We start from the raw sequence: 11,040 nt of genomic DNA, 5'->3' as shown, positions 1-11,040 counted from the left end.
GCGGGGTCCGGGGGCGCAGCCCCGGGAGACGGTGAGAGGGCGGGGCCGGGGCACAACTCCCCACCCCCGCCCACCCCAAGGAGGCACACCCCCATGCACACCGTCATCCGCAACGCCCGCGTCATGGACGGCACGGGCGGCCCGTCCTACCGAGCCGACGTCGGCCTGGCCGACGGCCGCATCGCCGCGATCACCCGCGAAGGCGAGACGCCAAGGCCCTCCGCCCGCCGCACCGTCGACGCGGACGGCCTCGCCCTCGCCCCCGGCTTCATCGACATGCACGCGCACAGCGACCTCGCGCTCCTGCGCGACCCCGGCCACGAGGCCAAGGCCGCCCAGGGCGTGACCCTGGAGGTCATCGGCCAGGACGGCCTGTCGTACGCGCCCGTCGACGACCGCACCCTCGCCGAGATCCGCACCCAGATCACCGGCTGGAACGGCGACGGCCACGACATCGACTTCAGCTGGCGCACGGTCGGCGAGTACCTGGACCGCCTCGACCACGGCTTCGACGGCGACGGCATCGCCGTGAACGCCGCGTACCTCGTCCCGCAGGGCACCGTCCGCATGCTCGCGATGGGCTGGGAGCGGCGCCCGCCCACACCGGGCGAACTGACGCGCATGCGACAGCTCGTGGCCGAGGGGCTGGAACAGGGCGCCGTCGGCCTGTCGTCCGGCCTCACCTACACCCCCGGCATGTACGCCACCGACGCCGAACTGACCGCCCTCTGCCGGGTCGTGGCCCGCCACGGCGGCTACTACTGCCCGCACCACCGCTCGTACGGAGCGGGCGCCCTCCGCGCGTACGCGGAGATGATCGGCGTCGCGCGCGAGTCGGGCTGTGCCCTGCACCTCGCCCACGCCACCGTGAACTTCGCGGAGAACGCGCACCGCGCACCGGAGCTGCTGCAACTGCTGGACGCCGCACGGGAGTCCGGCGTCGACATCTCGCTGGACAGCTATCCGTACACCCCCGGCAGCACCACGCTCGTCGCGCTGCTGCCGGGCTGCGCGGGCGAGGGCGGGCCGGAGGCGGTGCTCGCGCGACTGCGTGACGACGCGACGGCCGGGCGTATCCGGCACGCGCTGGAGGTGACAGGCTCGGACGGCTGTCACGGCGTGCCGGTCGACTGGGACACGGTCGAGATCTCCGGCGTGGCCCACGACCGCCTGACGGGGTATGTCGGCAGGACCGTCGCCCGCGCGGCCCGCGAGCGCGGCGAGGAGCCGTGGACCACCGCGCGCCGGCTGCTGGCCGAGGACCGTCTGGGGTCCACGATCCTGCACCACGTCGGGCACGAGGAGAACGTACGGACGATCATGCGGCACCCGGCCCACACCGGCGGCAGCGACGGCATCCTGCACGGCGCCAAGCCCCACCCCCGCGCCTACGGCACGTTCCCGCACTACCTCGGGCACTACGCGCGCGAGCTCGGAGTGCTGTCGACGGAGGAGTGCGTGGCGCATCTCACGTCCCGTCCCGCGGCCCGTCTGGGGCTGCCGGACAGGGGTCTGGTGCGCGTGGGGCACCGTGCCGACCTGGTGCTCTTCGATCCGGAGACCGTGGCCGCCGGTGCCACTTTCGAAGCCCCTCGGACGCTTCCGACCGGCATTCCTTATGTCCTGATTGCCGGACGCTTTGTGATGGAAGACGGCCGCCGGACGGACGTCCTCGCGGGCCGCACGGTGCGACGGTCCCGCACGACCTGATCGCGCCCTGATCAGGCCGACGGAGGGGCGCGACAATCGGCGCGCACACCGCTGAGCGCCCCCGTATGGTGGCCGTCATGCAGGTGATCCAGTCAACGAAGCTCGCCAACGTCTGCTACGAAATCCGTGGCCCGGTGCTCGAGGAGGCCATGCGGCTGGAGGCAGCGGGAGAGCGCATCCTCAAGCTCAACACCGGCAACCCGGCGATCTTCGGGTTCGAGTGCCCGCCGGAGATCCTCGAGGACATGCTGCGCAACGTCGGCGACGCACACGGCTACGGCGACGCGAAGGGCCTGCTGTCCGCCCGGCGCGCGGTCGTCCAGCACTACGAGACCAAGGGCGTCGAGCTGTCCGTCGAGGACGTCTACCTGGGCAACGGCGTCTCCGAGCTGATCCAGATGTCGATGCAGGCCCTGCTCGACGACGGCGACGAGGTGCTCGTCCCGGCGCCGGACTACCCGCTGTGGACCGCCTCCGTCTCCCTCGCGGGCGGCACCGCCGTGCACTACCGCTGCGACGAGCAGTCGGACTGGATGCCGGACCTCGCCGACATCGAGCGCAAGGTCACCGACCGCACCAAGGCGCTCGTCATCATCAACCCCAACAACCCGACAGGCGCGGTCTACGACGACGAGATGCTGCGCGGCCTCACCGAGATCGCCCGCCGCCACAACCTGATCGTCTGCTCCGACGAGATCTACGACAAGATCCTCTACGACGGCGTCACCCACACCCCGACCGCCGCCCTCGCCCCCGACCTGCTGACCCTCACCTTCAACGGGCTGTCCAAGTCCTACCGGGTCGCCGGCTACCGCAGCGGCTGGATGGCGGTCTGCGGCCCGAAGGCGCACGCGGACAGCTATATCGAGGGCCTGACGATCCTCGCCAACATGCGGCTGTGCGCCAACATGCCCGCGCAGCACGCGGTGGCCACGGCCCTCGGCGGACGGCAGTCGATCAACGAGCTGGTACTGCCCGGCGGCCGGCTGCTGGAGCAGCGCGACGTGGCGCACGAGCTGCTGACGCGGATCCCGGGTGTCACCTGCGTCAAGCCCAAGGGCGCGCTGTACGCCTTCCCGCGGCTCGACCCCAAGGTCTACAAGATCAAGGACGACCGGCAGATGGTGCTGGACCTGCTCCGCGCCGAGAAGATCATGGTCGTCCACGGCACGGGCTTCAACTGGCCGGAGCCGGACCACTTCCGCCTGGTCACGCTGCCGAGCACCAAGGACCTGGCGGACGCGGTGACGCGGATCGGGAACTTCCTCGACGGTTACGGCCAGGGATGAGGACCACTTCCCGCGAATCAGCTCAACTTTAGACAGCGTCTAAGTTAGGATGGCCTCCTAAGGTATTCAGGAGGCCATCCATGTACGAGCCGATCCGCACCAAGTCGGTCCATACGCACGGCCCTCGCCGCGGCCCGCACCGCTCCCGCCAGGAGGAGTTCGGCATCCGGCTGGCCGGGCACCTGACGGCACTGCTGACCGTGACGGACGAGTTGCGCTCGCTCGCGCCGTCGCCGGCGCTCGACGACGCGGCCCGGCAGCTCGCCTCACAGGTCACACGCCTGCGGGGCGGCGACGCACCCCTGCGGGCCACCCCGTCGGGCGCCGGTGATCCGGCCCGCGTGGCGGCCCTGCATCAGCGGGCGCACATGCTGGCGGGCCAGGCACTGGTCGTGGCCACCCAGCGCGGCGACGCCGCCGGGGCGGAGCTCGCCGCCGAGCGGATGCGGGCGCACGCGGAGGCGCTGGGTCTCCACTGACCCAGCGCCTCCCCGCGCCGCCCCTGAACCGCCCGAGCCGCTAGCCCAGGCGCTGGACCAGGGCCCGGTACTCGTCCCACAGCTCCTTCGGCGTGTGGTCGCCGAAGGTGTTGAGGTGCTCGGGCACCAGTGCCGCCTCCTCGCGCCAGACCTCCTTGTCGACCGTGAGCAGCAGGTCGAGGTCGGCATCGGGGACGTCGAGCCCGTCCGTGTCGAGCGCGTCGCGCGTCGGCAGGATGCCGATCGGCGTCTCGACGCCCTCCGCCGTGCCCTCCAGGCGCTCGACGATCCACTTCAGGACCCGGCTGTTCTCGCCGAAGCCCGGCCAGACGAACCGGCCCTCCGCGTCCTTGCGGAACCAGTTGACGTAGTAGATCTTCGGGAGCGTGGCCTGGTCGGCACCCTTGCCGATCTTGAGCCAATGCCCCATGTAGTCGCCCATGTTGTAGCCGCAGAACGGCAGCATGGCGAACGGGTCGCGGCGCAGCTCGCCGACCTTGCCCTCGGCGGCGGCGGTCTTCTCGGAGGCGACGTTGGCCCCGATGAACACGCCGTGCTGCCAGTCGAAGGACTCCGTCACCAGCGGCACGGCCGAGGCGCGGCGGCCGCCGAAGAGGATCGCGGAGATCGGCACGCCCTTGGGGTCCTCCCACTCGGGCGCGATGATCGGGCACTGCGAAGCCGACACGGTGAAGCGGGAGTTGGGGTGCGCCGCGGGCGTCCCGGACGCCGGGGTCCAGTCGTTGCCCTTCCAGTCCGTCAGGTGGGCGGGCTGCTCCTCGGTCATGCCCTCCCACCACACGTCGCCGTCGTCGGTGAGGGCGACGTTGGTGAAGACCGCGTTGCCCCAAAGGGTCTTCATCGCATTGGCGTTGGTGTGCTCGCCGGTGCCGGGTGCGACGCCGAAGAAGCCCGCCTCGGGGTTGATGGCGTAGAGGCGGCCGTCCTCGCCGAAGCGCATCCAGGCGATGTCGTCGCCGATGGTCTCCACCGTCCAGCCGGGGACGGTGGGCTCGAGCATGGCGAGGTTGGTCTTGCCGCAGGCGGACGGGAAGGCGGCGGCCACGTACTTCGACTCACCCTGCGGCGGGGTGAGCTTGAGGATGAGCATGTGCTCGGCGAGCCAGCCCTCGTCACGGGCCATGACGGAGGCGATGCGCAGGGCGTAGCACTTCTTGCCCAGCAGGGCGTTGCCGCCGTAGCCGGAGCCGTAGGACCAGATCTCGCGGTCCTCGGGGAAGTGCGAGATGTACTTGGTGGAGTTGCAGGGCCAGGGGACGTCCTCCTGACCCTTCTCCAGCGGAGCGCCGAGGGTGTGCACCGCCTTGACGAAGAAGCCGTCGGTGCCCAGCTCGTCGAGGACGGCCGCGCCCATGCGGGTCATGGTGCGCATGGAGACCGCGACGTACGCGGAGTCGGTGATCTCGACGCCGATCGCGGAGAGCGGCGAGCCGAGCGGGCCCATGCAGAAGGGCACGACATACATGGTCCGGCCGCGCATGGCGCCCCGGAAGATGCCGCCTTCTCCCACCTCACCCGCCCGGCACTCCCCCGCGAAGATCTCCCGCATCTCGGCGGGCGCCTTCCAGTGGTTGGTGGGGCCCGCGTCCTCCTCCTTCTCGGAGCAGATGAAGGTGCGGTCCTCGACACGGGCCACGTCGCTGGGGTCCGAGGCCGCGTAGTACGAGTGGGGGCGCTTGACCGCGTCGAGCTTTCTGAAGGTGCCCTTGGCGACGAGCTCCTCGCACAGGCGCTCGTACTCGCCCTCGGAGCCGTCGCACCAGACGACGCGGTCCGGCTCGGTGAGGGCGGCGATCTCTTCGACCCAGGAGATCAGTCCCTGGTGATTGGTGAGGGTGGTGGGAGCCGCAATTGCGCGCGCCACGATCGCTCCGTCCCGCCGGGGTGCTCGCTGGCGCCCGGCGTCACATGTTGAGGGTGGAACGGTGTCTCCGCCGTACCCGACCGGCAAGAAGGCCCGTTTCTGCACATTCGCCCCTTGGGGGCTGCGACCCAGACGCTGCCCGTCCGCTCACCTGGTGCCGCCCGCACTCATTTGATCATCCGACTCCGTTACGCTTCTGTCCAGAGGGCACCACCGTGACCATCACCACGCGATACCGGTCCGTAACCTACGGTTGCGTAGGTAGCATGACGGCCATGACTTCCGCGGACGACGCAGCGCCCGTCGCACCCACGATTCCCGCCGGTGCGGCCAAGCCGCGACTGCGCGGCTGGCTGCACGCCGGGATGTTCCCGGCCGTGCTGATCTCCGGCGTCTTCCTGACGGCCCTGGCCGACAGCACCCGGGGCCGGATCGCCTGCGCGGTGTACGTGCTCACGGCCTGCCTGCTGTTCGGCATCAGCGCCCTCTACCACCGGGGCAACTGGAGCCCCCGCACGAACGCGGTGCTCCGCAGGCTCGACCACGCCAACATCTTCCTGATCATCGCGGGCACCTACACCCCGCTGACCATGCTGCTCGTGCCGGGCGGGCGCGGGCAGGTGCTGCTGTGGGCGGTCTGGGCCGCCGCGGCGGCCGGCATAGCCTTCCGCGTCTTCTGGGTCGGCGCACCGCGATGGCTCTACACGCCCTGCTACATCGCCATGGGCTGGGCCGCCGTCTTCTTCCTCCCGGACTTCCTGCGCAAGGGCGGCATCGCCGTCCTCGTCCTGGTGATCGTCGGCGGCCTGCTCTACAGCGCGGGCGGCGTGATCTACGGGATCAAGCGCCCCAACCCCTCACCGCGGTGGTTCGGCTTCCACGAGGTGTTCCACTCGCTCACGCTGGCCGCCTTCGTCGTCCACTACGTGGGCATCTCGCTGGTCGCCTATTCGCACGCCTGAGACGCCCGGGACATCCGGGACGCCGGGCGCACGTCGCGCCCGAATACCCATCCGCAGTGGCCGTGACCGTGAGGTCGCGGCCACTTTCCATGTCAGGGCGGAGACGCTCGCCAGCACCACGGTCAGCACCGCGGCCTCCCCGGCGACCACATACGCCCCCACACACAGCGCCGACACCAAAAGGGCCAGCGTCTTCACAGCAGCGATACCCATCGCTCATCCCCCTCCGATCTCTCACTGACCGGTCCCCTGCCCGCAACACAGCGTCACACACCCCACTGACAATCAGCGCGTCATCAAGGTTTCCGCAGGTCACCCCCAAGACTCATGACACTGACACAAAACCCCAATTGACAGCACACATCTTTTGAGAGTTACTGTCACAAGACTCCCACTCTCCGGAGGTGTATCGCCATGACCTCGAACACCCGCTCCGACGGCCGTCGTTGGTGGGCCCTGGGCGCGATAGCCGCATGCATGCTCACCATCGGCTTCGACGGCACGATCCTCAACGTCGCCCTGCCGACCATGTCCGCCGAACTGGGCGCGGGCACCGGCACCTTGCAGTGGATCGCCGACTCCTACCTCGTCGTCTTCGCCGCGCTGATGCTCCCCGCCGGGTTCCTCGGCGACCGGTTCGGACGCCGGCGCATGCTCGTCACCGGCCTCGTCGTCTTCTTCGCCGGCTCGCTCATCGGCACCTTCGCCCAGGACTCGGGCACCGTCATCGCCGCCCGGGCCGTCATGGGCGCCGGCGCCTCGCTGGTCATGCCGCTCGCCCTCGCCGTACTGCCCTCCCTCTTCGCGCCCGAGGAGCGCCCCAAGGCCGTGGCCACCGTGTCCGCCGCCTCGGCGCTGGGCCTGCCGATCGGCCCGATCCTCGGCGGTCTGCTGCTCGACCACTTCTGGTGGGGCTCGGTCTTCCTGATCAACGTCCCGCTCATCGGCATCGCCATCGCCGCCTGCCTCACCCTGCTCCCCGAAACCACCGACCCCGCCGCCCCCAAGGTCGACGTCCTCACCGCCACGCTCTCCATCACCGGCCTCGGCGCCCTCGTCTTCGGCGTCAACGAGGGCCCCTCACGCGGCTGGACGTCCCCGGCCGTCCTCGGCACGCTCGCCGCCTCCGTCGTGCTGCTCGCCGCGCTCGTCGTCCGGGAGCAGCGGCAGCCGAAGCCCATGCTGGACCTCTCCCTGCTGCGTCACCGCGGCTTCCTGTGGAACACGGTCACCGCGGCCCTGGTGCTGTTCACGCTCACGGGCCTGCTGTTCGTCCTGCCCACCTACCTCCAGACCGTGCTCGGCAACGACGCCCTCGGCACCGGGCTGCGCCTGGTCCCCATGCCGCTCGGGATGGCTGTCTCCGCCAAGCTCAGCCACGTCCTCGTCACCCGCAAGGGACCGCGCCCGGTCGTCGCCGGCGGCCTGGCCCTCATGGCGGCAGGCGCACTGCTCGGCAGCCGTACGGATCTCCACGACGGCTACGGCTGGACGGCCCTGTGGCTGGGCATCGTCGGACTCGGCTTCGGCTTCGCCATGATCCCCGCCATGGACGGCGCCCTCGGCGCCCTCCCGCCGGAGCGCGCGGGCAGCGGCTCCGGGCTGATGATGACGCTGCGCCAGGTCGCGGGCGCCGTGGGGCTCGCGATCCTCGGCAGCCTGATCGCGGCGACGTACACCGACCGGCTCGGCACCGGCGGACTGCCGCACGCGGCGGCCGACAAGGCGCGGGAATCGGTGACCGCCGCGCATGGAGTGGCAGGCGGGCTGGGCGACACGGCCCTCGTACGATCCGCGGATTCCGCCTACGTGCACGGCATGGACCTCGCCCTGACCGTGTGCGGGACCGCCGGGATCGCGGCCCTGCTCCTCGTCGTGTTCTTCCTGCCCAACACCCGTCCCGCACGGGCCGGGCAGGGGGATCGCGAGGTGGTCGTCGAATCGGTCGATGCCTGACAATGCCGTCATGGCCTCACCACATACGTCACCCACAGCACAGCCCGGGCCCAAACTCGGGCTGCGCGAGCGGAAGAAGATCCAGACCCGTCAGGCGATCCGCAGGGCCGCCTACCGGCTCTTCGAGACGCAGGGGTACGACGCCACCCCCGTCGACCAGATCGCCGAGGCCGCCGACGTCTCCCCCAGCACGGTCTTCCGTTACTTCCCCACCAAGGAAGACATCGTGCTCACCGACGAGTACGACCCGCTGATGGAGGACCTGCTCCGGTCCCGCCCGGCCGGCGAACCGCCGCTGGAGGCCATCCGGCACACCATCCTCGGAGGCCTCCACTCGATCCTCAGCGACGACAGTCCCGAGATGCGGATGAGGATGAGGCTCATCCATGAGGTTCCCGCGCTGCGCGGCCGCTCCGGGGAGGGGATGGTGGAGTCGTCCCGGATCCTGTGCCGGGCACTGGCCGAGCGCGCCGGACGCGACGCCGGCGACCTGGAGGTCCGGGTGATCGTCGCCGCGGTCCTCGGGGCGATGCAGGAGGCCCTGATGGCCTGGGTCGAGGGAGGCCAGAGGGAGGACCCCCTGGCACTCCTCGAGCGCACGCTGACCGTGCTGGAGCGCGGCCTCACCCTCTGAGCCGCTACCCTCCGAGCCGCTCCGCCAGCACCTCCGGATCGCCCGTCGGCGCGTCGCAGGTGAAGTTCCGGCAGACGTACGCCGCCGGGCGCCCGTCCAGCAGCGGACGGTCCGCGAGCAGCGGCACCTCCGCCGCCCTCCCGGCGGCCGGCTCGCCCACCGCGACGACCAGGCCCGACGCGGTCGACAGCAGCGCGGTGCGGTGCAGTTCACGGGTGGCCGGGTCGTCGTACGGGCCGACGACGGCCACCTCGCGGGGGCCGTCGAGCAGCGCCTCGGCGACTGCCAGCCCCCAGCTGATGAACCGCGGCGCCTTCGCGGCCAGCGTCCGCACCACACCGAGCGCGCGCTCCGCCGCCTCCCGGTGCGGGGTGCTGCCGGTGAGGGCGGCGTACGACAGGAGCGCGCCCGCGGCGGCCGTCCACCCGGAGGGCGCGGCGTTGTCCGTCGGGTCCTGCGGGCGGCGGATGAGCGTCTCGGCGTCGTCGGCGGTGTCGAACAGGGCGCCGCTGTCGTCGGTGAAGTGGACCAGAACGGTGTCCAGCAGCAGCCCCGCGAAGTCCACCCACACGCCCTCGCCCGTGACGGCGGACAGGGCGAGGAACCCCTCGGCGACGTCGCCGTAGTCCTCCAGCACCCCCGCGTGCCGGCCCGCGACGTCGTCCAGCGAGGTACGGAACAGCCGCGCGTGCCAGTCCATGTGCGTACGGACGAGCAGGTCGGCCGCGTCCGTCGCGGCCTGCACCAGGTCGGGGCGGTCGAAGTACGCGCCGGTCTCGGCGAGCGCCGCGATGGCCAGGCCGTTCCAGGCGGCCACCACCTTGTCGTCGCGCCCCGGCCGGGGCCGCCGGTCACGTGCCTGAAGCAGCCGGGACCGCAGGGAGTCGAACTTCCCGGCGTCCATCAGCCGCTCGCCGTCCGGAAGTTGGAGCACTGAGGCCCCTTCCTCGAACGTGCCCTCCTCGGTGACCCCGAACCACTCCGCCGCGAGCCGCGCGTCCTCCTCGCCCAGCACCTCCCGCAACTGCTCCGGCGTCCACGCGTAGTACGCACCCTCGACGTGCCGCCCGGTTCCTCCCCCAGAGCCTTCGGCCTGGGGGTGCCCCCATCCGCCTACGGCTTCCGAGTCCGCGTCGAGCGCGGACGCGAACCCGCCCTGCACCGTGCGCAGTTCGCGCACCATGAAGTCGGCGGTCTCCAGCGCCACCCGCCGGGCGAGCTCCGAGCCGGTCGCCCGCCACAGATGGGCGTACACCCGGCACAGCAGGGCGTTGTCGTAGAGCATCTTCTCGAAGTGCGGCACCACCCACCCGGCGTCCACCGAGTAGCGCGCGAAACCGCCGCCGAGCTGGTCGTACATGCCACCGCGGGCCATGGCCTCGCACGTGGCCCGCACCATGTCCAGCGCCGCCTCGGAGCCCGTGCGCACATGGTGGCGCAGCAGGAACTCCAGCGTCATGGACGGCGGGAACTTCGGCGCCCCGCCGAAGCCGCCGCGCACGGCGTCGAAGTCGCGGGTCAGCCCCATCAGGGCCATGTGCAGATCGCCTTCGGAGGGCGGCCGGTCGCCCCCCACGGCGAGGGAGCGCGCGGAAAGGTCGCGCACGATGCGGGACGCGACCTCCCCCACCTCCTCGCGCCGGTCGGCCCAGGCCGCCGTGACGCCTTCGAGCACCTGGCGGAAGCCGGGCATGCCGTGCCGGGGCGCGGGCGGGAAGTAGGTGCCGAAGTAGAAGGGCTCGGCGTCGGGCGTGAGGAAGACGGTCATGGGCCAGCCGCCCTGGCCGGTGGCCGCCTGGACGGCCTCCATGTAGACGGCGTCGACGTCGGGCCGTTCCTCCCGGTCGACCTTGACGGAGACGAAGTGCTCGTTGAGATGGGCGGCCGTCGCGTCGTCCTCGAAGCTCTCGTGTGCCATGACATGACACCAGTGACAGCTCGAATACCCCACGCTCAGCAGTACCGGCACACCGCGGCGCCGGGCCTCGTCGAAGGCCTCGGCGGACCAGGGCCACCAGTCGACGGGGTTGTCGGCGTGCTGGAGGAGGTAGGGGGACGTCTCGTGCGCCAGGCGGTTCGGCATGGTCCCATCCTTGCGCAATCGCGGCCTCGCGCGAGTTGTCGG

Annotated in this window: 8 protein-coding genes; 6 read left to right on the top strand and 2 right to left on the bottom strand. The window is 71.2% G+C overall.

Translation table 11 applies throughout. From position 1 onward, the window contains the following. Window positions 1-93: 93 nt before the first annotated feature. The 3 genes from ACV530_RS30215 to ACV530_RS30205 all read left to right on the top strand — a co-directional run bounded on the left by ACV530_RS30215 (window position 94) and on the right by ACV530_RS30205 (window position 3,478). On the top strand, window positions 94-1,710 hold the full coding sequence (locus tag ACV530_RS30215; RefSeq protein WP_494335831.1) for an N-acyl-D-amino-acid deacylase family protein: 1,617 nt from the start codon (window positions 94-96) through the stop codon (window positions 1,708-1,710). Window positions 1,711-1,787: 77 nt separating this feature from the next. Continuing rightward, a complete protein-coding gene (locus tag ACV530_RS30210; protein WP_494335830.1) occupies window positions 1,788-2,999 on the top strand; it encodes a pyridoxal phosphate-dependent aminotransferase in 1,212 nt (403 codons plus the stop codon). A gap of 80 nt (window positions 3,000-3,079) precedes the next feature. Further along, the gene (locus tag ACV530_RS30205) at window positions 3,080-3,478 is read left to right on the top strand and encodes an SCO4983 family protein (RefSeq protein WP_494335829.1); all 399 of its coding nucleotides are present in this window, start codon (window positions 3,080-3,082) and stop codon (window positions 3,476-3,478) included. A 40-nt stretch (window positions 3,479-3,518) separates the two neighbouring features. Here ACV530_RS30205 and ACV530_RS30200 read toward each other — a convergent pair whose 3' ends face one another. Beyond that, window positions 3,519-5,363, bottom strand: a complete 1,845-nt coding sequence (locus tag ACV530_RS30200) for a phosphoenolpyruvate carboxykinase (GTP) (protein WP_494335828.1) — start codon at window positions 5,361-5,363, stop codon at window positions 3,519-3,521. A 275-nt stretch (window positions 5,364-5,638) separates the two neighbouring features. Here ACV530_RS30200 and trhA point away from each other — a divergent pair, with 275 nt between their 5' ends. The 3 genes from trhA (at window position 5,639) to ACV530_RS30185 (ending at window position 8,915) form a co-directional block, all read left to right on the top strand. Beyond that, the gene (gene trhA, locus ACV530_RS30195; protein ID WP_494335827.1) at window positions 5,639-6,325 is read left to right on the top strand and encodes a PAQR family membrane homeostasis protein TrhA; all 687 of its coding nucleotides are present in this window, start codon (window positions 5,639-5,641) and stop codon (window positions 6,323-6,325) included. Window positions 6,326-6,739: 414 nt separating this feature from the next. Then, on the top strand, window positions 6,740-8,281 hold the full coding sequence (locus ACV530_RS30190; protein WP_494335826.1) for a DHA2 family efflux MFS transporter permease subunit: 1,542 nt from the start codon (window positions 6,740-6,742) through the stop codon (window positions 8,279-8,281). Between the two features lie 10 nt (window positions 8,282-8,291). Continuing rightward, window positions 8,292-8,915: a TetR/AcrR family transcriptional regulator gene (locus ACV530_RS30185; protein ID WP_494335825.1), complete on the top strand. Its 624-nt coding sequence runs from the start codon at window positions 8,292-8,294 to the stop codon at window positions 8,913-8,915. 4 nt (window positions 8,916-8,919) lie between these two features. On the opposite strand, the gene ACV530_RS30180 is transcribed toward ACV530_RS30185, so the two are convergent. After that, window positions 8,920-10,998: a thioredoxin domain-containing protein gene (locus tag ACV530_RS30180; protein ID WP_494335824.1), complete on the bottom strand. Its 2,079-nt coding sequence runs from the start codon at window positions 10,996-10,998 to the stop codon at window positions 8,920-8,922. Between the last annotated feature and the right edge of the window lie 42 nt (window positions 10,999-11,040).

The organism is Streptomyces sp. SX-6, from assembly GCF_059089585.1.
Note: the sequence above shows the minus strand (reverse complement) of the source record. Positions and strands in the feature narration are given on the sequence as shown.

Coding starts and splice junctions, on each gene's coding strand:
- ACV530_RS30215 (WP_494335831.1), top strand. CDS start 94: ATGCACACCGTCATCCGCAACGCCCGCGTCATGGACGGCACGGGCGGC.
- ACV530_RS30210 (WP_494335830.1), top strand. CDS start 1,788: ATGCAGGTGATCCAGTCAACGAAGCTCGCCAACGTCTGCTACGAAATC.
- ACV530_RS30205 (WP_494335829.1), top strand. CDS start 3,080: ATGTACGAGCCGATCCGCACCAAGTCGGTCCATACGCACGGCCCTCGC.
- trhA (WP_494335827.1), top strand. CDS start 5,639: ATGACTTCCGCGGACGACGCAGCGCCCGTCGCACCCACGATTCCCGCC.
- ACV530_RS30190 (WP_494335826.1), top strand. CDS start 6,740: ATGACCTCGAACACCCGCTCCGACGGCCGTCGTTGGTGGGCCCTGGGC.
- ACV530_RS30185 (WP_494335825.1), top strand. CDS start 8,292: ATGGCCTCACCACATACGTCACCCACAGCACAGCCCGGGCCCAAACTC.
- ACV530_RS30180 (WP_494335824.1), bottom strand. CDS start 10,998: ATGCCGAACCGCCTGGCGCACGAGACGTCCCCCTACCTCCTCCAGCAC.